Source organism: Pantoea sp. SGAir0430 (genome assembly GCF_043549295.1).
The window spans coordinates 1,597,180-1,619,993 of sequence record NZ_CP039427.1 but is presented as its reverse complement, the minus strand read 5'-3'; the positions used below and the strand labels follow the sequence as shown (position 1 = coordinate 1,619,993).

At 58.6% G+C, this 22,814-nt stretch carries 24 protein-coding genes; 13 read left to right on the top strand and 11 right to left on the bottom strand.

Going from position 1 to position 22,814, the window contains the following annotated elements; genetic code table 11:
* The first annotated feature begins 17 nt into the window (after nt 1-17).
* From rimK to rlmC, 8 genes are all read left to right on the top strand, one after another.
* The gene (gene rimK, locus E7738_RS07815; RefSeq protein WP_021508383.1) at nt 18-920 is read left to right on the top strand and encodes a 30S ribosomal protein S6--L-glutamate ligase; all 903 of its coding nucleotides are present in this window, start codon (nt 18-20) and stop codon (nt 918-920) included.
* An 87-nt stretch (nt 921-1,007) separates the two neighbouring features.
* Entirely contained in the window at nt 1,008-1,487 is a 480-nt protein-coding gene (locus E7738_RS07810; protein WP_021508382.1) for a type III secretion system chaperone family protein, read from the top strand.
* 372 nt (nt 1,488-1,859) lie between these two features.
* Nucleotides 1,860-2,969 (top strand): spermidine/putrescine ABC transporter substrate-binding protein PotF, encoded by a 1,110-nt coding sequence (potF, locus tag E7738_RS07805; protein ID WP_021508381.1) that lies wholly within the window; start codon nt 1,860-1,862, stop codon nt 2,967-2,969.
* Nucleotides 2,970-3,088: 119 nt separating this feature from the next.
* Nucleotides 3,089-4,222 (top strand): putrescine ABC transporter ATP-binding subunit PotG, encoded by a 1,134-nt coding sequence (gene potG, locus E7738_RS07800; protein WP_021508380.1) that lies wholly within the window; start codon nt 3,089-3,091, stop codon nt 4,220-4,222.
* 9 nt (nt 4,223-4,231) lie between these two features.
* Nucleotides 4,232-5,188: a putrescine ABC transporter permease PotH gene (gene potH / locus E7738_RS07795; protein ID WP_021508379.1), complete on the top strand. Its 957-nt coding sequence runs from the start codon at nt 4,232-4,234 to the stop codon at nt 5,186-5,188.
* Nucleotides 5,185-6,030, top strand: coding sequence for a putrescine ABC transporter permease PotI (potI, locus tag E7738_RS07790; protein WP_058757786.1), 846 nt, complete (start codon nt 5,185-5,187; stop codon nt 6,028-6,030). Before potH ends, potI begins: the two co-directional genes overlap by 4 nt.
* Nucleotides 6,031-6,096: 66 nt before the next feature.
* A complete protein-coding gene (locus E7738_RS07785; RefSeq protein WP_262256125.1) occupies nt 6,097-6,561 on the top strand; it encodes a YbjO family protein in 465 nt (154 codons plus the stop codon).
* 48 nt (nt 6,562-6,609) lie between these two features.
* Nucleotides 6,610-7,746 (top strand): 23S rRNA (uracil(747)-C(5))-methyltransferase RlmC, encoded by a 1,137-nt coding sequence (rlmC, locus tag E7738_RS07780; RefSeq protein WP_262256124.1) that lies wholly within the window; start codon nt 6,610-6,612, stop codon nt 7,744-7,746.
* 63 nt (nt 7,747-7,809) lie between these two features.
* Here the strand turns inward: rlmC and artJ (E7738_RS07775) are convergent, their stop codons facing one another.
* From artJ (E7738_RS07775) to E7738_RS07750, 6 genes are all read right to left on the bottom strand, one after another.
* The gene (gene artJ, locus E7738_RS07775; protein WP_394516261.1) at nt 7,810-8,541 is read right to left on the bottom strand and encodes an arginine ABC transporter substrate-binding protein; all 732 of its coding nucleotides are present in this window, start codon (nt 8,539-8,541) and stop codon (nt 7,810-7,812) included.
* Between the two features lie 154 nt (nt 8,542-8,695).
* Nucleotides 8,696-9,364, bottom strand: coding sequence for an arginine ABC transporter permease ArtM (gene artM, locus E7738_RS07770; RefSeq protein ID WP_021508374.1), 669 nt, complete (start codon nt 9,362-9,364; stop codon nt 8,696-8,698).
* Nucleotides 9,365-9,367: 3 nt separating this feature from the next.
* Nucleotides 9,368-10,081 carry an arginine ABC transporter permease ArtQ gene (artQ, locus tag E7738_RS07765; protein WP_021508373.1) on the bottom strand — a complete coding sequence of 238 codons (714 nt, stop codon included), beginning with the start codon at nt 10,079-10,081 and terminating at the stop codon, nt 9,368-9,370.
* 6 nt (nt 10,082-10,087) lie between these two features.
* Complete coding sequence (gene artJ, locus E7738_RS07760; protein WP_021508372.1) at nt 10,088-10,819, bottom strand: arginine ABC transporter substrate-binding protein; 732 nt, start codon at nt 10,817-10,819, stop codon at nt 10,088-10,090.
* Nucleotides 10,820-10,834: 15 nt separating this feature from the next.
* Nucleotides 10,835-11,563 (bottom strand): arginine ABC transporter ATP-binding protein ArtP, encoded by a 729-nt coding sequence (gene artP / locus E7738_RS07755; protein WP_058769534.1) that lies wholly within the window; start codon nt 11,561-11,563, stop codon nt 10,835-10,837.
* Between the two features lie 239 nt (nt 11,564-11,802).
* On the bottom strand, nt 11,803-12,342 hold the full coding sequence (locus E7738_RS07750; protein ID WP_211726444.1) for a lipoprotein: 540 nt from the start codon (nt 12,340-12,342) through the stop codon (nt 11,803-11,805).
* A 108-nt stretch (nt 12,343-12,450) separates the two neighbouring features.
* On the opposite strand from E7738_RS07750, the gene E7738_RS07745 reads away from it, so the two are divergent.
* Together E7738_RS07745 and E7738_RS07740 are read left to right on the top strand one after the other, a co-directional pair.
* A complete protein-coding gene (locus E7738_RS07745) occupies nt 12,451-12,771 on the top strand; it encodes a heavy metal-binding domain-containing protein (RefSeq protein WP_058757780.1) in 321 nt (106 codons plus the stop codon).
* Nucleotides 12,771-13,595 (top strand): N-acetylmuramoyl-L-alanine amidase, encoded by an 825-nt coding sequence (locus tag E7738_RS07740; protein ID WP_262256115.1) that lies wholly within the window; start codon nt 12,771-12,773, stop codon nt 13,593-13,595. Before E7738_RS07745 ends, E7738_RS07740 begins: the two co-directional genes overlap by 1 nt.
* A gap of 15 nt (nt 13,596-13,610) precedes the next feature.
* Here the strand turns inward: E7738_RS07740 and ltaE are convergent, their stop codons facing one another.
* From ltaE to E7738_RS07725, 3 genes are all read right to left on the bottom strand, one after another.
* Nucleotides 13,611-14,612: a low-specificity L-threonine aldolase gene (ltaE, locus tag E7738_RS07735; RefSeq protein WP_021508367.1), complete on the bottom strand. Its 1,002-nt coding sequence runs from the start codon at nt 14,610-14,612 to the stop codon at nt 13,611-13,613.
* Between the two features lie 69 nt (nt 14,613-14,681).
* On the bottom strand, nt 14,682-16,403 hold the full coding sequence (gene poxB, locus E7738_RS07730) for a ubiquinone-dependent pyruvate dehydrogenase (protein WP_021508366.1): 1,722 nt from the start codon (nt 16,401-16,403) through the stop codon (nt 14,682-14,684).
* 109 nt (nt 16,404-16,512) lie between these two features.
* Complete coding sequence (locus E7738_RS07725) at nt 16,513-17,412, bottom strand: lysine exporter LysO family protein (protein WP_394516260.1); 900 nt, start codon at nt 17,410-17,412, stop codon at nt 16,513-16,515.
* Between the two features lie 134 nt (nt 17,413-17,546).
* On the opposite strand from E7738_RS07725, the gene E7738_RS07720 reads away from it, so the two are divergent.
* The gene (locus E7738_RS07720) at nt 17,547-19,187 is read left to right on the top strand and encodes a DUF2813 domain-containing protein (protein WP_394516259.1); all 1,641 of its coding nucleotides are present in this window, start codon (nt 17,547-17,549) and stop codon (nt 19,185-19,187) included.
* A 90-nt stretch (nt 19,188-19,277) separates the two neighbouring features.
* On the opposite strand, the gene cspD is transcribed toward E7738_RS07720, so the two are convergent.
* Nucleotides 19,278-19,499 carry a cold shock-like protein CspD gene (gene cspD, locus E7738_RS07715; RefSeq protein WP_058757774.1) on the bottom strand — a complete coding sequence of 74 codons (222 nt, stop codon included), beginning with the start codon at nt 19,497-19,499 and terminating at the stop codon, nt 19,278-19,280.
* Nucleotides 19,500-19,822: 323 nt separating this feature from the next.
* Here cspD and clpS point away from each other — a divergent pair, with 323 nt between their 5' ends.
* Nucleotides 19,823-20,143 (top strand): ATP-dependent Clp protease adapter ClpS, encoded by a 321-nt coding sequence (gene clpS, locus E7738_RS07710; RefSeq protein ID WP_021508363.1) that lies wholly within the window; start codon nt 19,823-19,825, stop codon nt 20,141-20,143.
* A 55-nt stretch (nt 20,144-20,198) separates the two neighbouring features.
* Nucleotides 20,199-22,478 carry an ATP-dependent Clp protease ATP-binding subunit ClpA gene (gene clpA / locus E7738_RS07705; RefSeq protein WP_021508362.1) on the top strand — a complete coding sequence of 760 codons (2,280 nt, stop codon included), beginning with the start codon at nt 20,199-20,201 and terminating at the stop codon, nt 22,476-22,478.
* A 93-nt stretch (nt 22,479-22,571) separates the two neighbouring features.
* Here clpA and infA read toward each other — a convergent pair whose 3' ends face one another.
* Nucleotides 22,572-22,790 carry a translation initiation factor IF-1 gene (gene infA, locus E7738_RS07700; RefSeq protein WP_002211347.1) on the bottom strand — a complete coding sequence of 73 codons (219 nt, stop codon included), beginning with the start codon at nt 22,788-22,790 and terminating at the stop codon, nt 22,572-22,574.
* Between the last annotated feature and the right edge of the window lie 24 nt (nt 22,791-22,814).

Genomic DNA, 22,814 nt, shown 5'->3' with positions numbered 1-22,814 from the left:
GTACAGGGACCGCTGCAATGAAGATGGCCATTCTCACCCGTGACGGCGCGCTCTACTCCTGTAAACGCCTGCGTGAAGCCGCGGAAGCGCGTGGCCATCAGGTGCAGATGATCGATCCGCTCTCCTGCTACATGAACATCAACTCCGACTCGCCGGCGGTGCACTATCGCGGTGAGGCGCTCGGCCATTTTGACGCGGTGATCCCGCGCATCGGCACCGCCACCACCTTTTACGGTACGGCGGTGCTGCGTCAGTTCGAGATGCTCGGCAGCTATCCGCTCAACGAGTCGGTGGCCATTACCCGTGCACGCGACAAGCTGCGCTCGCTGCAGCTGCTGGCGCGCGAGGGCATCGACATGCCGGTTACCGGCTTTGCCTCGTCGCCGGATGATACACAGGATGTTATCGCCATGGTCGGCGGCGCGCCGCTGGTGGTGAAACTGGTGGAGGGGACGCAGGGGATCGGCGTGGTGCTGGCGGAAACCCGCCAGGCGGCAGAGAGCGTGATCGATGCGTTTCGCGGTCTCAATGCGCATATTCTGGTGCAGGAGTTCATTAAAGAGGCGCGCGGGCGCGACATCCGCTGCCTGGTGATTGGCGACGAAGTGGTGGCGGCGATTGAGCGGGAAGCGAAAGAGGGCGATTTCCGCTCTAATCTGCACCGTGGCGGCAGCGCCCGCGCCGTCACCATTACCGATCAGGAGCGCGAGATCGCGGTCAAAGCGGCCACGACGCTGGGATTAGCCGTGGCGGGCGTGGATATTCTGCGCGCCAACCGGGGTCCGCTGGTGATGGAGGTCAATGCCTCACCGGGGCTGGAGGGCATCGAAGGCAGCACCGGTTTAGACATTGCCGCCATGATGATCCGCTGGATTGAGCAGCACGCCTGTCCCGGTTATCGTCCGAAAACCGGGGGCTGAACCGCGCTTTTGCGCGGTTTTCGTGGCATCTGCGACTGTTTTTCCGTAAGCTAAGGCGCTTATTTATTCACCCCACAGGATACAACGATGGATTCACTGGTCGTTCCTGACATCGACATGCTGCGTCGCTGGCTGGATCAACAAAATATCACCTGGTTCGAATGCGACGCCTGTCAGGCTTTGCATCTGCCGCATATGCAGAATTTTGACGGGGTGTTTGACGCGAAAATCGACCTGGTGGATAACGTTATCCTCTTCTCGGCGCTGGCAGAAGTAAAGCCCACCGCGCTGATCCCGCTGGTTGGTGAACTGTCGCAAATCAATGCCAGTTCGCTGACGGTGAAAGCCTTTATCGATATACAGGATGACAACCTGCCGAAGCTGATTGTCTGCCAGTCAATCAGCGTAAGCGCCGGCATCACCTTTGGTCAGTTCACCCACTTCATGAAGCAGAGCGAAGAGGGGATTTCGATGGTGATCATGGAAGCGTTCGCCAATCATCTGCTGATGATGGGCGAAGACGAGGAGCGTCCGCCGAGCGTCAGCAGCCACAGCATGCTGCACTGATTTTTCCCCTCCTGCTAACTGCCGCTTTTTGCGGCAGTTTTCATTTCAGGCCCACCACTTTTTATTCTGCATTTTGCCCTTTATTGCCAGATATTAGTCGTGCTTTATGCCGCTAGTGCCAGAGTGCATAGCAGAAACATGCATAACTTATCGCAAAAAGGCGTTTTTTAAGCTGAGATCTGGCACGCAGGAATCAGGGGGGCTATTCTTGCGGGGCTGTCTGATACGTGCAACTACGGCGCAGCTATAGGTTTTTGCTATTAAACTCCCGCTGAATATTGATTCATTGTGTGGCTGTAATTTTACAGACAACGCAACGACCGGATCGCGTGTATGCAGCGTTGTGATGACCCGCTCAGGAGGAAGAAAAACATGATCAACCAGTCAAAAAAATGGTTGCCAGGTGTGGTTGCAGGTGTGCTGATGGCTGCGGCCGTGGGCGCTCAGGCAGAGGATAAAACGCTGCACGTTTATAACTGGTCCGATTATATTTCGGCCGACACCGTGCCCAATTTTGAAAAGCAGACCGGCATCAAAGTGGTCTACGACGTGTTTGACTCCAATGAAGTGCTGGAAGGCAAACTGATGGCCGGCAGCACCGGTTATGACGTGGTGGTACCGTCGTCGAGCTTCCTCGCGCGTCAGCTGCAGTCTGGTGTGTTCCAGGAGCTGGATAAGAGCAAGCTGCCTAACTATAAAAATCTCGATCCCGATCTGATGGCGAAAGTGGCCCAGCACGATCCGGGTAACAAATACGCCATTCCTTACCTGTGGGGCACCACCGGTATTGGCTATAACATCGATAAAGTCAAAGCGGCACTGGGCGCCGATGCGCCGGTGAACAGCTGGGATCTGGTGCTGAAGCCGGAAAACCTGGAAAAACTGAAGAGCTGCGGCGTTTCGTTCCTCGATGCGCCAGAAGAGATTTTTGCCACCGTGCTGAACTACCTCGGCAAAGATCCGAACAGCTCTGACGCGAAAGATTACACCGGCGCGGCGACCGATCTGCTGCTGAAGCTGCGGCCGAATATCCGCTACTTCCACTCTTCGCAGTACATCAATGACCTCGCCAACGGCAACATCTGCGTCGCCATCGGCTGGTCTGGCGATATTCTGCAGGCGAAAGATCGCGCGGTGAAAGCCAACAACGGTGTCCATCTCGGTTACAGCGTACCGAAAGAGGGCGCGCTGGCGTTCTTCGACATGATGGCCATTCCAAAAGACGCGAAAAACCTGGATGCGGCTTATCAGTGGCTGAACTACATCATGGATCCGAAAGTGATTGCCGACGTCTCCAACAAGATGAACTACGCCAACGGCAACAAAGCGTCGCTGCCGCTGATCAATGCGGATGTGCGCAACAATCCGGGTATCTTCCCGACGCCGGAAGCGATGGCCAAACTGTTTGTGCTCAAGGTCCAGGATCCGAAACTGGATCGTGCGCGTACCCGTGCATGGACTAAAGTAAAAAGTGGTAAGTAATTCGTTCTGAACGGATTCCCTTATCGGTAAACGACAACAGAGGCGCGGTGCTGGCCTCTGTTGTGTCATTTAGCGGCTGGCTGTGCCGCGCTATCCCGCTTAGCGCCGGAGACATGTGAGTGAACGACGCGATTCCCCGCCCCCAAAATAAAACGGCTAAGGCGTTAACGCCGCTGCTGGAAATCCGCAACCTGACGAAATCGTTTGACGGCCAGCACGCCGTGGATGATGTCAGCCTGACCATTTACAAAGGCGAAATTTTCGCACTGCTGGGCGCTTCCGGCTGTGGCAAGTCCACGCTGCTGCGGATGCTGGCCGGCTTTGAAATTCCCAGCAGCGGCCAGATTGTGCTGGATGGTCAGGATCTGTCCCACGTGCCGCCGTATCAGCGGCCCATCAACATGATGTTCCAGTCGTACGCGCTGTTTCCGCACATGACGGTGGAACAGAACATCGCTTTTGGCCTGAAGCAGGACAAATTGCCGAAAGGCGAAATCAGCAGCCGCGTGGCAGAGATGCTGGCGCTGGTGCATATGGAAGAGTACGCCAAACGTAAGCCGCACCAGCTTTCTGGCGGCCAGCGTCAGCGCGTGGCGCTGGCGCGTAGCCTGGCGAAACGTCCCAAGCTTCTGCTGCTCGACGAACCGATGGGCGCGCTGGATAAAAAACTGCGTGACCGCATGCAGCACGAAGTGGTAGATATTCTGGAGCGCGTAGGCGCTACCTGCGTGATGGTGACCCACGACCAGGAAGAAGCCATGACCATGGCGGGCCGCATCGCCATCATGAACCGCGGTAAATTTGTGCAGATCGGCGAGCCGGAAGAGATTTACGAGCACCCGACCAGCCGCTACAGCGCCGAGTTTATCGGCTCGGTGAATGTGTTTGATGGCCTGCTGCGCGAACGCCGCGACGAAGGCGTGGTGATCGACAGTCCGGGGCTGATGCATCCGCTCAAGGTGCAGACCGATGTGTCGATTGTGGACAACGTGCCGGTGCACGTGGCGCTGCGGCCGGAAAAAGTCATGCTGTGCGACGAGGTGCCGGCCGACGGCTGCAACTTTGCCGTCGGCGAAGTGGTGCACATCGCCTATCTCGGCGATCTGTCGATTTACCACGTACGGCTGCGCAGCGGCCAGATGATCAGCGCCCAGCTGCAGAATGCGCATCGCTACCGGAAAGGCGCGCCCACCTGGGGCGATGAAGTGCGCCTGTGCTGGGATGCCGACAGCTGTGTGGTCCTGACGGTTTAAGGAGGCGCTATGAGCCAGATTTCTCAACGCAGCGAGCCGGAGGTAGCGGGCACACCGCTGCAGCGCTGGGGCACGCGCATGAAAATGCAGCACGGTCGCAAGCTGGTGATCGCGCTGCCTTATCTGTGGCTAATCCTGCTGTTTATGCTGCCGTTCCTCATCGTGCTGAAGATCAGTTTCGCCGATATTGCGCGCGCCATTCCGCCGTACACCGATTTGGTGACCTGGGCGGACGACCAGCTCAACCTGGTGCTCAATCTGGGCAACTACCTGACGCTGACCGACGATCCGCTGTACGCCGAAGCTTATCTCACCTCGCTGAAGGTGGCGGCGATCTCAACGGTGATCTGTCTGCTGATCGGTTATCCGCTGGCGTGGGCGGTGGCGCACAGCAAGCCCTCAATGCGCACCATCCTGCTGCTGCTGGTGATCCTGCCGTCGTGGACCTCGTTCCTGGTGCGCGTCTATGCGTGGATGGGACTGCTGAACAACAACGGGATCCTCAACCGCTTCCTGATGTGGCTTGGCGTGATCGATCATCCGCTGATCATCCTGTATACCAACACGGCGGTGTATATCGGTATCGTTTACTGCTACCTGCCATTTATGGTGCTGCCGATCTACACCGCGCTGACGCGTATTGATTATTCGCTGGTGGAAGCGTCGCTCGACCTCGGTGCGCGCCCGCTGAAAACCTTCTTCAGCGTCATCGTGCCGCTGACCAAAGGCGGCATTATTGCTGGCTCAATGCTGGTATTTATCCCGGCGGTGGGCGAGTACGTGATCCCGGAACTGCTCGGCGGACCGGACAGCATCATGATTGGGCGCATTTTGTGGCAGGAGTTCTTCAACAACCGCGACTGGCCGGTGGCCTCGGCGCTGGCGGTGATCATCCTGCTGATCCTGATTCTGCCTATCGTCTGGTTCCACAAACATCAAAACCGTGAAATGGGGGAGAAGGGATGAATCAGCTACCGGTAATCCGCTCTCCGTGGCGCACCGCGATTCTGGCGCTGTGCTTCCTGTTCCTGTATGCGCCAATGCTACTGCTGGTGGTTTACTCCTTCAACAGTTCGCAGCTGGTGACGGTATGGGAGAGCTTCTCGTTTCACTGGTATCGCGTGCTGTTCCAGGATGATGCGATGCTGGATGCGGTTGGCCTGAGCCTGACCATCGCGGCGCTGTCGGCCACCATGGCAGTGGTGCTCGGCACCATGGCGGCGGTGATTATCGTGCGCTTCGGGCGTTTTCGCGGCCACAGCGGCTTTGCTTTCATGCTCACCGCGCCGCTGGTAATGCCCGACGTGATCACCGGTCTGTCGCTGCTGCTGCTGTTCGTGGCGATGGGCAATACCTTTGGCTGGCCGGGCGATCGCGGCATGCTGACCATCTGGCTGGCGCACGTCACGTTCTGTACCGCCTACGTGGCGGTGGTGATCAACTCGCGGCTGCGCGAGCTGGATCGCTCAATTGAAGAAGCGGCGATGGACCTCGGCGCCACGCCGCTGAAGGTGTTCTTCGTGATTACCGTGCCGATGATTGCCCCGGCAATCATTACCGGCTGGCTGCTGGCGTTTACTCTGTCGCTGGACGACCTGGTGATCGCCAGCTTCGTCACCGGGCCGGGCGCTACTACGCTGCCGATGGCGATCTTTGCCACGGTGCGGCGCGGCGTCAATCCGGAGATCAACGCGCTGGCCTCGCTGATTCTGTTTGTGGTCGGGCTGGTCGGCTTTATCGCCTGGCGCTTTATGGCGCACGAAGAAAAACAGCGATTGCGCGATATTCAGAAAGCAAAACGTGGCTGAGTGACGCAACATTTGCCAATATAAGCAAGGCTGACTCTGTCAGCCTTTTCTTATGGAGCGCGCGCAATGTCGGAAACGTTGAAAAACCTGGTGTTAACCTCCACGCCCGTGCCGGTGACCATTGCCGGCAGCGCCATTATCGCCACGCGCTGTATCAGCGTGCTGATGCTGGCCAATGAGCTGGGCTATGACGAAATCGCCAATTTCGTGCACCGCAGCGCGCAGGCGTGGGACTCCACGCTAATCTTTATCGCCAGCCAGCTGATTTTCCTGTTTGAATTGCGCTGTGCCTTTACCCTGATGCGCGGCAGTAATGCCGGGCGCTGGGGCTATGTGGCCACGCAGATCATGGTGCTGCTGTACATGCTGATGGCGTCGGTGGGCTGGATCTATCCGGAGATTTTCAGCATTCCCGGCGAGAATAACGCGCAGATTATTCACCACACGCTGCTGCAGAAACTGCCGGATGTGCTGGTGCTGCTGCTGCTGTTTGTGCCGGCCAGCAGTCGCGCATTTTTCCGCAGCCGGTGATACAATCGGCCCCCGTTTTTGCTCCCGATTCTCAATACAGGCCTTTCCATGCATTGCGCGCTTTATCAGGCCGGTCGCTGTCGCTCATGTCAGTGGCTGGAAAAACCCTATCCGCAACAGCTCAGCGACAAGCAGACGCAGCTGACGCAGCTGCTGGACGGCATGCCGGTCGCCGACTGGCGGCCGCCGAACACCTCGGCGCAGCAGGGGTTTCGCAATAAAGCCAAGATGGTGGTGAGCGGCAGCGTGGAAAAACCGCTGTTCGGCATGGTGGCGCGTGACGGCGAGCCGGTGGATCTCTGCGCCTGTCCGCTCTATCCCGCCAGCTTCGCGGCGGTATTCGACGTGCTGAAACCCTTTATCGCCCGTGCCGGTCTGACGCCGTACAACGTGGCGCGCAAACGCGGCGAGCTGAAGTTTTTGCTGCTGACGGAGAGTACCCAGGGCGGCATGATGCTGCGTTTTGTCCTGCGCTCGCACAGCAAACTGGCGCAGCTGCGCGCCGCGCTGCCGTGGCTGCAACAGCAGCTGCCGCAGCTGCAGGTGATCTCCGCCAATATTCAGCCGGTGCACATGGCGATACTGGAGGGCGAGGAGGAGATTGCGCTGACGCCTGAGCAGGCGCTGCCGGAACGCTTTAACGACGTGCCGCTGTATATCCGCCCGCAAAGTTTCTTCCAGACTAACCCGCAGGTGGCGGCTGCGCTGTACGTAACGGCACGCGACTGGGTGGCAGAACTGCCGGTGCACAGCATGTGGGATCTGTTCTGTGGCGTTGGCGGCTTTGGCCTGCACTGCGCCACGCCGCAGATGCAGCTGACCGGCATTGAAATCAGTGCGGAAGCCATCGCCTGCGCGCAGCAGTCGGCGCAGCAGCTGGGGTTAGAGCAGGTGAGTTTTGCCGCGCTGGATTCCACGCAGTTTGCCACCGGGCATACGAGCGTGCCGCAGCTGGTGCTGGTCAATCCGCCACGTCGCGGTATTGGCGCAGAACTGTGCGCCTGGCTGAGCCGCATGGCGCCGGACTACATCCTGTATTCCAGCTGCAATCCCGCCAGCATGGCGCAGGACATTGCCCGCCTGGCCGACTATGACATCAGCCGCGTTCAGCTGTTCGATATGTTCCCGCACACCGCACATTTCGAGGTGCTGACATTACTACGTCGTAAGGGTGGAATCGCGTAGCGCCCGGCTGCGCTGAGGACGTGCAGAACCTGGCAGGCCCGGCGCCACGCAACTCCATAATGCTTATTCCGGGAACCACTTCTGATTGATCTGCTGCCAGCGACCGTTGGCTTTCAACGCCGCCAGCGCGCTATTCAGCTGTTGCAGCAGCGCGCTGTTGCCCTTGCGCACCGCAATGCCGAGCCCGGTGCCGAAGTAGTCGCTGTCGGTAATGTGCTCGCCGACCGCGCTCAAATCCGCATTGGCCTTCAGCCACTGATTGACGACTGCGCTGTCACCAAACACGCCGTTGAGCCGGCCATTTTTCAGGTCGAGGATCGCGTTCTGGTAGCTGTCGTAGGCCACCGCAATCACTTCCGGATGCTTTTCCAGCAGGTATTTCTGATGGGTGGTGCCGTTTTCCACGCCGATGCGTTTGCCTTTCAGTTGGCTAAAGTCGCTATATTCACCTTGGTGGGCGATGACAATCGCCGAATTGGCGTAGTAGGGCTGGGTGAAATCGACCTGCTTACTGCGCTCGGCGGTGATATCCATGCCGGAAATGACCGCGTCATAGCGACGGAATTTCAGCGAAGGAATCAGGCTATCAAAGGCATTGTTGGTGAAAGTGCACTCGGCCTGCATCTGCTGACACAGCGCTTTAGCGAGGTCGATATCAAAACCGACAATCTGGTTATTCTGATCGAGTGCTTCGAACGGGGGATAGGTGGCTGAGGCAGCAAAGCGAATTTTCTCTGCCGCATAAGCATTCATTGCCAGTGTTGCCATCACTGCCGCAACAATCCATTTTTTCATTATAAGGCTCCTGTAAACCATGCCAGAGGCGAAACGATTTACACGATGCCAGTTAATGCATTTGTATGCAATAAATATGATTAAAAATTTATTTCGCTATGATCAAATACAGTGAGGAAGGACGCGGCGCTTTCCTTCGCACCGCGTCAGACGATCAGTTGCGGCGCTCAAACGCCAGCGCGCGCTTCTCGACCAGGCGCATCAGCAGCGTCAGCAGGCCGTTAACCACCAGATAAATCAGACCGGCGGCAGCATATACGGTGACGTCGTAGGTGCGGCCATACAGCAGCTGGCCGTGGCCCATCACTTCCATCAGCGTAATGGTATAGGCCAGCGAAGTACTCTTGAACACCAGCACCACTTCGTTGGAGTAAGAGGAGAGGGCGCGCTTAAACGCGTACGGCAGCAGAATACGCAGCGTATCGCGGCGGCGCATGCCCAGCGCGGCGCAGGACTGCCACTGCCCGGCCGGAATGGCGCGCACCGCGCCGTAGAACAGCTGTGTGGTGTAGGCTGCGCTATTAAGCGACAGCGCCAGCATGGCACACAGCCACGGCTGCGACAGTAAATGCCAGAGCCACGGCACGTTCTGAATGCTGGGGAACTGGCCGGGACCGTAATAGATCAGGAAAATCTGCACCAGCAGCGGCGTGCCGGTAAACAGGGTGATATAGCCTTTGACCAGCCAGTTGAGCAGCGGCAGCTTCAGCGCCAGCACAATGGTGCACAGCAGCGCCAGCAGCAGCGCGGCGACCAGCGAGGCGGCCGTCAGCGTCAGGCTGGTATGCAGGCCTTTCAGTAGCTCAGGTAAATACGCCAGCATGCGTCAGGCCCCCCGCTCGAAGCGCGTGGTACGTGATTCAATACGGCGCAGCACCGCCTGACTGAATAGCGTAATCACTAAATAGATCGCGGCAGCCACCAGATACCAGGTAAACGGCTCCTGGGTGCGCGTCGCAATGCTTTTGGTCTGCAGCATGAGATCGTTGACGCTAATCAGCGACACCAGCGCCGTATCCTTGAGCAGCACCAGCCACTGATTGCCGAGTCCGGGCAGCGCATGGCGCCACATCTGCGGCATAATCAGGCGGAAGAAAATCGCTGACTTTTTCATGCCCAGCGCCTGGCCTGATTCCCACTGGCCGGACGGCACCGCTTTCAGCGCACCGCGCAGCGTTTGAGAGGCGTAAGCCGAATAGAGCATCGCCAGCGCAATCACGCCGCACAGGAACGGGCTGACATCAAAGTTCTCAATCTGCATCTGCACCGGCAAGGTGAACAGGCCCAGATTGAGCTGGAAGCCGTCCGACAGCGTCAGCAGCAGCTGCGAGGCACCGAAATAGATAAACAGCACCACCAGAATTTCCGGCAGGCCGCGAATCAGCGTCACCAGCCCGGTACCAATCCACGCCAGCGGTTTCCAGCGCAGCGATTCCCAGCCAGCAAAAATCATCGCCAGCGCGAGGCCGGCGATCAGGGCACAAACGGCAAGGCCGACGGTCATGCCGGCGGCGCTTGCGAGTGGAATCATTTCATTCATCAGAAATTACTGCTGAAACCATTTGTTGTAGATGGTTTTGTAGGTGCCGTCGGCTTTGATCTTATCCAGCGCGCCGTTGAACTTCTGCTGCAGTTCGCTGTTGCCCTGACGCACGGCGATGCCGAGGCCGGTGCCGAAGTAGGCTTTGTCGGTCACTTTCTCACCCAGCGCGGCGAGGTTGGCGTTCTGCTTCAGCCACTCGTTAACCACGGCGGTATCCCCGAACACCGCATCAATACGGCCATTTTTTAGGTCGAGCACCGCATTCTGGTAGCTGTCGTAAGGCACGATGGTGATGTCGCTGTGCTTGTCAGAGAGATATTTCTGGTGCGTGGTGCCGTTCTGCACGCCCACACGCTTGCCTTTCAGCGCCGCAACGTCCGCCAGCTTGCCTTTCTGCGCGATGAAGGTCGCAGAGTTGTCGTAATAAGGTTTGGTGAACAGCACCTGCTTTTCACGCTCTGGCGTGATATCCATGCCGGCCATCACCGCGTCAAAACGGCGGAATTTCAGGCTGGGGATCAGGCTGTCGAAGGCCTGGTTGGTAAAGGTGCAGGTCGCATCGATCTCTTTGCACAGCGCATTGGCCAGATCGACATCAAAGCCCTGGATTTTGTTGTCGGAGTCGACAAATTCAAACGGCGGATAAGACGCCTCGGTCGCGAAACGCAGGGTCTGCGCGGCAGAAGCGCTCAGGCTCAGGCTGGCAAGCAGTGCAGCAAGTACAACTTTTTTCATTAGAAGCATCCTGACTTAGTGCGAAAGATAATGAGCAAACGCGTCGGTTTGCGGCTGTGTAAAGTGGCTGGCATCGCCCTGTTCAATGATGCGACCGTTCTCCATGTACACCACCTGGCTGGCGGTTTTGCGCGCCACCTCGACTTCGTGGGTCACAATCACCTGGGTGATCTGCGTCTGCGCCAGCTCACGAATGATGCTGACGATCTGTGCGGTGATTTCCGGGTCGAGCGCCGCGGTCGGTTCATCAAACAGCAACACCTGCGGCTCCATCATCAGCGCGCGCGCAATTGCCACGCGCTGCTGCTGGCCACCGGAAAGGTGCAGGGGAAAACGATCGGCGTACGGCGTCAGGCGCAGGCGTTCCAGCAGTTTATCGGCGCGCGCGCGTGCCGCATCTTTGCTGAGTCCGAGCACACGACAGGGTGCTTCAATCAGGTTCTGCATCACGCTGAGGTGCGGCCACAGATTGTACTGCTGGAACACCATGCCGACATTCTGGCGCAGTTCGCGAATCGCGTTGTCGGACGGCGTCTGGCTGAAATCGAAGTGGTTGCCGGCAATCTGCAGGCTACCGGAACGCGGCAGCTCCAGCAGGTTGAGCACGCGCAGGAGTGAACTTTTACCCGCGCCACTCGGGCCGAGCAACACCAGCGTTTCGCCCTGCGGGCAGGCCAGGTTGATATCGAACAGCGCCTGATGGGCACCGTAAAAACAGTTGATGGCGTTTAGTTGAATACTCATGCGCAAAAAATGAATAGCAATTAGTGTCGCAAATCTTAACGTCACCAGAATAGTTATGCAATTGAGGTGGGTTAAAATTTATTAAAGAGCAATTAAACAGCAAAAGCGTAGCACAAAATCGGGCAGGGCAGCGGGGAAAGGGGCTGACGGGCAAGCGTCGGCTGTTGCGCGGAAGCTTAGCGGCGCCGCAATGGTGCGGCGCGCTAATGGTTGCGGCTGAGTGCGGAAAAAATGCGCGACTATTTTTTCTCTTCCAGCAGCTGGCTGAGCGAACCGCCACCGGCGTGTGCCCAGTCGCCGACGTAGCGCACATCATCCACCACCCAGCAGGTGCCTTCGTGGATCATCAGCACCTCATCGCGCCAGCTTTTATCGCCGCGGCTCAGCGTCACGCGCAGCGGAATGTTACGCGCGTCGCGGTTAGGAATGCTGGAGGCGCTGGCCACGTCAGCGGCAGTGGGCCCCTGTGCCAGGCTGGAGAACAGATCGCCCTGGCGCCACGCTGCCGGTGGGTTGCTCTGGCTGCTGGCATGCAGCAGTTTCTGATACAGGTTGTCGCTCAGGTACGGGCGATATTTTGCCAGCGTGGTGCTGTCCGGCAATCCCTGGGTTGGCTGGCTGACACGTAAATCGTAGAACTGCTGCGCCACGCTGTCCGGACCGCCGTCAACGCAGGGTGCGGTACGCGGCCCGTTGTCCTTGATCACCGGCTCAACGGTGGTACAGGCACTCAGCAGCAATGCAGCGGGAACAAGCAGCGCAAAGGCTTTGTTTCTCATCTCGATTTCCTTATTGTTCACTGGCAAAGCGCCATTTTTAGCATAGAGTATAGCCGTGCTTTTACGCCGTACGAGCTATCGCCTCATGAATCACCACAGGAGAGAACGATGAAATTTTCGACTACGCCAACCCTGGAAGGGCACAGCATCACTGAATATTGCGGCGTTGTGACCGGCGAAGCGATTCTCGGTGCCAACATTTTCCGCGACTTCTTTGCCGGCATCCGCGATATCGTCGGCGGCCGCTCCGGTGCCTATGAGAAAGAGCTGCGCAAAGCGCGGCAGATCGCCTTCGAAGAGCTGGAAGAACAGGCGAAAGCGCTGGGCGCCAATGCGGTGGTTGGCATTGATATTGACTACGAAACCGTGGGCAAAGACAGCAGCATGCTGATGGTGAGCGTTACCGGTACTGCGGTGATCGTGCGCTAATGCGCGCGGTGTTACTGCTGGCGATGGCGCTGCTGCTCAGCGCCTGCCAGTCGACGCTGGAAGCGCGCAACGGCTATTGGGTCGATAGCGCGCATCCGGCGCAGGGGGCCAGACCACGCATCAAAGTGGTGGTAATCCACTACACGGCGGAGGACTTTCCCTCGTCGCTGGCGACCCTGACGGACCGCAACGTCAGCGCGCACTATCTGATTCCGCAGCAGCCGCCGCAGAAAAACGGCGCCGGGGTGATCTGGCAGCTGGTGCCTGAAAACCAGCTGGCGTGGCATGCCGGACCGAGCTACTGGCGCGGCGCAACGCGCATTAATGACACCTCAATTGGCATCGAAATCGTCAATGACGGCTATCGCCGCACGCTGACCGGCCGGCAGTGGCAGCCGTTCACCGCCGCGCAAATCACTGCCCTGACCGCGCTGGTGCGCGATATCAGCCAGCGTTACGGCATCAGTCCGGAAAATATTGTCGGGCACAGTGATATTGCGCCGCAGCGCAAGCAGGATCCCGGTCCGCTGTTTCCGTGGCAACAGCTGGCCCGGCAGGGGCTGGGAGCGTGGCCGGATGCCGCCACGGTACAGCGCTATCTGGCTAACCAGCCGCCGGATGCGCCGGTGGAGTGCGCAGCGCTGCTGACTGCGCTGCAGCGCTATGGTTATGACGTTGCCGCTGCGCCAACGCCGCAGATGCAGCGCAAACTGATTGCGGCGTTTCAGATGCATTTCCGCCCGCGTGATTACCGTGGCGAAGCCGATGCCGAAACGCTGGCCATTGCCCGTGCGCTGCTGGCGAAATACGGCGCGGCACCGTAGCCGCGCGTAGCGGCGTTACGGCTGCAGAAAGGCCTGCCAGCGCGCCACCAGCTGCTGTAATTGCTGGCGGCTGACATCCAGATGGGTAACGATGCGGGTCTGCGGACCTACGCTGAGCAGCACGTCGCCCGCCTGCATCCAGCGCTGTAGTGGTGCGACCTGCTCCGCCGGCACTTTCACGAACAGCATGTTAGTGTGCTGGCTCACCACTTCCACACCAATAGCGCTGAGCTGTGCGCCGAGCCACGCGGCGTTGTCATGATCCTCCTGCAGACGCGCCACGTTATGCTGCAGCGCGTAGAGACCGGCAGCCGCCAGAATGCCGGCCTGGCGCATGCCGCCGCCGGTCATTTTGCGCCAGCGCCGCGCCTGCTCGATATAAGCTTCATCACCACACAGCAGGGAGCCAACCGGCGTGCCCAGTCCTTTCGACAGGCAGATGGTCAGGCTATCGCAGTAGCGGGCGATATCGATCAGCTGCACACCCTGCGCCACCACGGCATTAAAGATGCGCGCGCCGTCAATGTGCAGCGCCAGCTGGCGCTCGCGGGTAAATTGCCACGCCTGTTCAAGGTAGCTCAGCGGCAGCACTTTGCCGTGATGGGTATTTTCCAGGCTTAGCAGGCGGGTGCGGGCAAAATGCATGTCGTCCGGCTTGATGGCGGCCGCCACGTCGTGCAGCGGCAGCGTGCCGTCGGCAGCCGCGAGGATCGGCTGCGGCTGGATACTGCCGAGCACCGCGGCACCGCCAGCCTCATATTTGTAGTTGTGCGCCTGCTGGCCGACGATGTACTCATCGCCGCGCTGGCAGTGGCACAGCAGCGCCACCAGGTTGGCCTGGGTGCCGGTAGGGAAGAACAGCGCAGCCGCTTTACCGCTCAGGCGCGCCGCTTCAGCCTCCAGCGCATTGACGGTGGGATCATCGCGATAGACATCATCGCCGGTTTCGGCCGCCATCATCGCATCCAGCATCGCGGCACTCGGGCGGGTCACGGTATCACTGCGTAAATCGATCACGTTGTTCTCCTGACATAAAAAAGCGGGCTAAACGCCCGCATGATGATTAATCCGGCAAGTCTCTTCGTTTTACCGCAGCCAGTTAGTTTTCGCCAGCTCGACGATTTCATCACCGCGGCCATTCAGGATCGCGCGCAGCATATACAGGCTGAAACCTTTAGCCTGCTCGGCTTTGATTTGCGGTGGCATCGACAGTTCTTCCTTGGCGGTGATCACGTCCACCAGCACCGGACCGTCATGGGCGAACGCCTGTTGCAGCGCGCCATCCAGCTCCGAGGCTTTTTCCACGCGGATCCCTTTGATGCCGCAGGCGGTGGCGATGGCGGCGAAGTCCGGGTTCTCCAGATCGGTGCCGTCGGTGAGATAGCCACCGGCTTTCATCTCCATCGCCACAAAGCCCAGCACGCTGTTATTGAAGATCACCAGCTTCACCGGCAGCTTAAGCTGCGCCAGCGAGATGAAATCGCCCATCAGCATGCTGAAGCCGCCATCGCCGCACAGCGCGACCACCTGACGCTGTTTATCGATGGCCTGTGCGCCCAGCGCCTGCGGCATAGCGTTGGCCATCGAACCGTGGTTAAACGAGCCGAGCAGACGGCGCTTGCCGTTCATTTTCAGATAGCGCGCCGCCCACACCGTTGGCGTGCCGACATCACAGGTAAAGATGGCGTCATCAGCCGCGTAGTGGCTGATCTGCTGGGCCAGATACTGCGGGTGAATCGCCTGCTTATCGTTGGCGGTCGCCAGATCGTCCAGCCCTTTGCGCGCATCCGCGTAGTGCTCCAGTGCGCGATCGAGGTGATGACGGTCGCTGTGGCTGGTGAGCTGCGGCTGTAGCGCCTGTAGCGTGGCTTTGATGTCGCCCACCAGCGCCATGTCAACGTGACTGTGCGCGCCGAGGCTGGCCGGATTGATATCAATCTGAATAATGCGCGCGTCCGCCGGGTAGAACGGGCGATAAGGGAACTGGGTGCCGAGCAGCACCAGCGTGTCGGCGTTCATCATGGCGTGATAGCCGGATGAGAAGCCGATCAGCCCGGTCATGCCGACGTCGTACGGGTTATCGTACTCGAGGTGCTCTTTGCCGCGCATGGCGTGCACCACCGGTGCTTTCAGCGTTTCGGCCAGCTTTACCACTTCCGCATGGGCACCGGCGCAGCCGCTGCCGCACATCAGGGTGATATTTTTCGCTTCATTGAGCGTCTCTGCGAGGCGCGTCAGTTCACTGACCGACGGCACCACCTGCGGCAGCTGCGGCGGATACCATTCGCTGCGCGCATTCTCCGGCGCCGCCTGCAGCGCCACGTCACCCGGCAGCACAATCACCGACACGCCGCGATTGAGGATGGCTTTACGCATCGCAATGCCGAGCACCTGCGGCAGCTGTTCCGGATTGGAGACCAGCTCGCAGTAATGGCTGCACTCGCGGAATAACTCCTGCGGATGGGTTTCCTGAAAATAGCCGCTGCCGATTTCGCTGGAAGGAATGTGCGCGGCAATCGCCAGCACCGGAACATGGTTGCGATGGCAGTCAAACAGGCCGTTGATCAGATGCAGGTTGCCAGGGCCGCAGGAGCCGGCGCACACCGCCAGCTCACCGCTGATTTGTGCTTCCGCCCCGGCGGCAAAAGCGGCCACTTCTTCATGGCGCGTTGGCATCCATTCAATGGTGCCCATGCGGTTGAGGCTGTCGTTCAGTCCGTTGAGGGAGTCACCGGTTACGCCCCAGATGCGTTTTACGCCGGCGCTCTCCAGCGTTTTGGCCAGCAGGGCCGCCACAGTTTGCTTCATCGTTCGCTCCTTTCTGGTGTTGGCCATCCAGGCGGATGGCAAAAAACATGTCAGAGAGAAAGCGTAGACGAAGCCGCAGCGCAGCGGGCGTGAAAAAATGCGCTGCGCGTCAGGCGGAAAACAGGGCGATGAGGATCGGCGCCAGCAGGTTCATGATAAAACCGTGCACGATGGCCGCAGGCACAATCTCCATTCCGCCGGCACGCTGCAGAATCGGCAGGGTGAAATCCATCGACGTGGCACCGCTCAGCCCGAGTGCCATACTGCGGTAGCGGTTGACCAGCACCGGAATCAGCAGCACCGCAGCCAGCTCGCGCAGCAGATCGTTAAAGAAGGCGGCGCTGCCCATCACCGGGCCGTACGCTTCGGTCATCAGAATGCCGGACAGCGAATACCAGCCGAAGCCGCTGGCCAGCGCCAGTCCGGTTGACAGCGAAACGCCGAGCAGCCACGCCGCCAGCACGCCGCCGCCCAGCGAGCCGCACAGGGATACCAGCGCTACCGTCATGCCGCGCCGGTTCAGGGTGATCTGGCGCAGCGTCATGCCGCTGCCGCGCAGCTGCACGCCAACCATGAACAGCAGCACCACCAGCGCAATTTCGCTCAGGGTGGAGGCATGGCGCAGCGGCGCCCATTGGGTTAATCCCAGCAGGAAACCGGCCAGCACCGCCACACACAGCTTGAGTGACTCCAGCACCATGTGCCAGCGCGACGGCAGATTCTGCTGGCGATGCTGCTGCCGCCACGGCCAGCGGCGATCCAGCAGCCACAGCGCCAGCAGCGAGCAGCTCAGAATGGCACCCGCGGCAATCAGCGCGGTTTTAAACACGATCAGCAAATTGGTGCCGAGATTGTCGAGAAAGGCGAGGCTGGTACCCATAAAAAACAGAATGGCGTAAATCAGCAAACTCAGCAGGCGGTTAACGCGCTGCAACAGCGCAGGCTGATGCCACGGCAGCAAATAGCCCACCATCAGCGGCACCAGAATGATAAGCAGTCCGGTATACATGAAAAATGACGTCCTTTTTTGCGAGACGCCACGCTAATGGAAAATGCCTGAAGTGTAAACCTTTTCTCCCGCTGCCGACTTGACCAACGCAGCGCGGCGGACCATGCTCTGGCAAAGCACGGAGGGACTGCGCGATGATTCTGGAACATATCGATATACACGGCTTTCGCGGCATTAACCGGTTGTCGCTGCCGCTGACCGACACCAACCTGCTGATTGGGGAAAACGCGTGGGGTAAATCCAGTTTGCTGGATGCGCTAACGCTGCTGCTGGCACCGGCCGCTGAGCCCTATATGTTCACCGAACAGGACTTCCATTTTCCGCCCGGTGAGGTGGAAGCCCGGCGGCATAAGTTGCAGCTGGTGTTTCGCTTTCGCGCGCAGGGCGATGAGCATGAAGCGCTGTTTGCGCGGTTCTGGCAGCAGGATGACGCGGGGCGCTATCTGCACTTCAGTACGCTGGCGACGCGCCAGGGCAGCGAAGTCAAAACCCGCTGGCGTTTTATTGACGCGCGTGGCGAGGTGCTGCCGCTGGCGGGCACCGACGCCGCGCTGGCGCAGTTGCGCGCGTACTATCCGGTGCTGCGCCTGCGTGATGCGCGCTTTGGCCGGCGGTCGCGCCATAGCGACAACGACACCCAGCGGCGCGCTGATACGCTGAGCGCGCTGGCGCAGGAGATGCATAGCCTGACGCGCGATCTGGTGGCGCGGCCGCAAACCCTGAGCGACGAGCTGTTGCGCCAGGGATTGCACACCATGCAGCAGCTGATGGCGCACTATTTTCTGGTACAGCAACCGGACACGGGCGCCGCGCGGGTTGCGCCGGAGCTGCGTGACGGCAGTCAGGGCTGGCGTTCGCTCGATCAGCTCAATCAGCTGATCGCCGGTACCGAATCGCGCAGTCGCCAGGTGATTCTGCTGCGCATGTTCTCGCTCCTGCTGCAGGCGCACGGCAGCGATGCGCTGCCCGCAGGCGCGCGCCCCTTGCTGCTGGTGGAGGATCCGGAAACGCGGCTGCATCCCATCATGCTGTCGGTGGCGTGGAATCTGCTGGCGCTGATGCCGCTGCAAAAAATCGCCACCACTAACTCCGGCGAGCTGCTGTCACAGGTGGCGCTGGAGCAAATCTGCCGACTGGTGCGCGAGCCCGATCGCGTGGCGGCGTGGCGTATCGGGCCGGAGGGATTAAGTGCCGAAGAGGCGCGCCGTATCGGCTTTCACATCCGCGTTAACCGTCCGTCGGCGCTGTTTGCCCGCTGCTGGTTGCTGGTAGAGGGTGAAACCGAAGTGTGGATCATCAATGAGCTGGCGCGGCAGCGCGGCTACCATTTTGCCGCGGAAGGCGTGAAGGTGATTGAGTTTGCGCAGTCCGGGCTTAAGCCGCTGCTGAAATATGCGCGCCGCATGGGCATTGCCTGGCACGTGCTGACTGACGGCGACGAGGCCGGAAAAAAATATGCCGCTACTGCGCGCAGCCAGCTACAGCCGCATGAGCAGGAGAGCGACCATCTCACGCAGTTCCCGGCGCCCGACATCGAACACTTCCTTTATAAGCAGGGCTTTAGTGATGTCTATCACCAGATGGCGCACCTGCCGTTAAACGTGCCGATGAACGCGCGGCGTATTATTACCAAAGCCATTCATCACAGCTCGAAGCCGGAACTGGCGATTGCGGTGGCGATGGCAGCGGCCGAACGCGGGCCGCAGGCGATTCCGCCGTTGCTCGATCAGCTGTTTGGCCGCGTGATGTGGCTGGCGCGCGGTCGGGCAGAGTAAAACTGCCGCGGGACGCCAAAGAAAAATGCCAGCGTCTGTGGCTGGCATTTTTTTTCGGGAGTGGTCAGAATGAGAGCAGACGCGCGCCCGTCAGGAGAGTGACGATGCTTCACAGGGCACAATCAGACTGGCATGGTTGCCTTTCGGCCCTTCATGGACATCGAACTGAACGTGCTGGCCCGCTTTCAGCGTTCTGTATCCCTCCATCTGAATCGTGGAGTAGTGTGCGAAGATATCGTCGCCGCCGCCAATCGGACAGATAAAGCCGAAGCCTTTGGCGTTGTTGAACCATTTAACAGTACCCGTCTCCATGCTTTTACTTCCCTCGCAAGACATTTTGATAAGTAGGTGAGGTCATTGAAGCTGTGAGTCGAGTTTGTTTAAAACTCAATCAGCTTGTGTAAGTAGAATGTAGAGAAACGGACCTTATCGTCAAGCAAACGGCCCTGGCGCACGGGGAGAAATTCATCAAAATTTGAGGCAGTTAACGCTATTGCAAATTTTGTGATACAGGTCGCGCATGCGCTTTCAGGACCGATTTTTGCCACAGGAAAAGCGGCTTGACAGGCGTGTTAAACTTGAGGTGAGAGCACAGAAATGTGCGCTACCGTAACGCAGAATTTCAACGGAACATTATGGCAAACACAAACGACTGGCTTAACTTTGAACATCTGGCCGAAGACAAAGTACGCGAAGGGTTAAAGCCGCCTTCAATGTATAAAGTCATTCTGAATAATGACGATTATACACCTATGGAATTTGTTATTGACGTTCTGCAAAAGTTCTTTTCTTATGATGTTGAACGTGCAACGCAACTGATGCTGAAAGTTCACTACCATGGAAAGGCAATCTGTGGTGTATTCACTGCAGAAGTGGCGGAGACCAAAGTCGCCCAGGTGAACAATTACGCGCGGGAAAATCAACATCCGTTGCTGTGTACGCTGGAAAAAGCCTGAAGCTGTCTCCATATAGGATTCAGTCCGTCAGAGCGATAATTGGGGGAGGTGCCAAATGCTCAATCAAGAACTGGAACTCAGTTTAAACATGGCTTTCGCCAGAGCGCGCGAGCACCGTCACGAGTTTATGACCGTCGAACATCTGTTGCTGGCGCTGCTCAGCAACCCGTCGGCCAGAGAGGCACTGGAAGCCTGTACGGTGGATATTGCGGCTCTGCGTCAGGAACTCGAAGCCTTCATCGAACAAACCACGCCGGTGCTGCCTGCCAGCGAAGAGGAGCGCGACACTCAGCCGACGCTCAGCTTCCAGCGTGTGCTGCAGCGTGCGGTCTTCCATGTCCAGTCATCCGGTCGCAGTGAAGTTTCCGGTGCGAACGTGCTGGTCGCCATTTTCAGCGAGCAGGAGTCGCAAGCGGCTTACCTGCTGCGCAAACACGAAGTGAGCCGCCTTGATGTGGTGAACTTCATCTCCCATGGTACGCGTAAAGACGAACCGGGCCAGCCGCAAAACAGCGCGGAAAATCCGGTTAACGAAGAGCAAGCAGGCGGGGAGGAACGTATGGAAAACTTCACCACCAATCTTAATCAGCTTGCTCGCGTCGGCGGAATTGACCCGCTGATCGGCCGCGATAAAGAGCTGGAACGGGCCATTCAGGTGCTGTGCCGTCGTCGCAAGAATAACCCGCTGCTGGTGGGCGAATCGGGCGTCGGTAAAACTGCGATTGCGGAAGGGCTCGCCTGGCGCATTGTGCAGGGTGACGTGCCGGAAGTGATGAAAGAGTGCACCATCTACTCGCTGGATATCGGTTCGCTGCTGGCCGGTACCAAATACCGCGGTGATTTTGAAAAACGTTTTAAAGCGCTGCTGAAACAGCTGGAACAGGATAACAACAGCATTCTGTTCATCGACGAGATCCACACCATTATCGGTGCCGGTGCGGCATCGGGCGGCCAGGTGGATGCGGCGAACCTGATCAAGCCGCTGCTTTCCAGCGGTAAAATCCGCGTGATGGGTTCCACGACCTATCAGGAGTTCAGCAATATCTTTGAGAAGGATCGTGCGCTGGCGCGCCGTTTCCAGAAAATTGATATCACTGAGCCATCGGTTGAAGAGACGGTACAAATTCTTAACGGGCTGAAGCCGAAGTACGAAGCGCATCACGATGTGCGCTACACCGCCAAAGCGGTACGTGCGGCGGTTGAGCTGGCGGTGAAGTACATCAATGACCGTCATCTGCCGGACAAGGCGATTGACGTGATCGATGAAGCCGGCGCGCGTGCGCGTCTGGTGCCGGTCAGCAAGCGCAAGAAAACCGTCAACGTGTCGGACATCGAATCCGTGGTAGCGCGCATCGCGCGTATTCCGGAGCAGAGCGTTTCGGCCACCGATCGCGATACGCTGAAAAATCTCGGCGACCGTCTGAAAATGCTGGTGTTTGGACAGGACAACGCGATTGAAGCGCTGACTGAAGCCATCAAGATGAGCCGCGCGGGTCTGGGTCAGGAGCGTAAGCCAGTCGGATCGTTCCTGTTTGCGGGTCCGACCGGGGTCGGTAAAACCGAGGTCACCGTGCAGCTGGCGAAGGCGCTGGGCATTGAGCTGCTGCGCTTTGATATGTCCGAGTATATGGAGCGTCACACCGTCAGTCGTTTGATTGGTGCTCCTCCGGGCTACGTCGGCTTTGATCAGGGCGGTCTGCTGACTGATGCCGTCATCAAGCATCCGCACGCGGTGGTACTGCTGGATGAGATCGAGAAAGCCCATCCGGATGTCTTCAACCTGCTGCTGCAGGTGATGGACAACGGGATGCTGACCGATAACAACGGCCGCAAAGCGGACTTCCGCAACGTGGTGCTGGTGATGACCACCAACGCCGGGGTGCGCGAGACCGAGCGTAAATCCATCGGCCTGATTCAGCAGGACAATAGCACCGACGCGATGGAAGAGATCAAAAAGATCTTTACGCCGGAGTTCCGTAACCGTCTCGACAACATTATCTGGTTCCGTCACCTCGATACTCAGGTGATCCATCAGGTGGTGGATAAATTTATTGTTGAGCTGCAGGCACAGCTGGATGCGAAAGGTGTGTCGCTGGAAGTCAGCGATGATGCGCGCGACTGGCTGGCCGAAAAAGGTTACGACAAAGCGATGGGCGCCCGTCCGATGGCGCGTACCGTGCAGGAAAACCTGAAGAAACCGCTGGCTAACGAGCTGCTGTTTGGCTCATTGGTGGATGGTGGATCGGTGTCGGTTGGACTGGATAAAGAGAAAAACCAGCTCACCTACCACTTCATGAGTGCGGAAAAACGCAAAACTGAGGGCACCGTGCATTAAGCGGGTGCGCAGATAAGAAAAAGGCCGGATTAAAATCCGGCCTTTTTTTTCGCGCTTAGTTTACATCAGCAAACGCGAGGCGAGTGCAACAACTTAGCGACTACGGAAGACAATGCGGCCTTTGCTCAGGTCGTACGGGGTCAACTCGACAGTCACTTTGTCGCCCGTCAGGATGCGGATGTAGTTTTTACGCATTTTACCGGAGATATGAGCGGTAACCACGTGCCCGTTTTCAAGCTCTACGCGGAACATGGTGTTAGGTAACGTATCCAGTACGGTACCTTGCATTTCAATATTGTCTTCTTTGGCCATCGAATCCTCTGGGTGAACTACCAA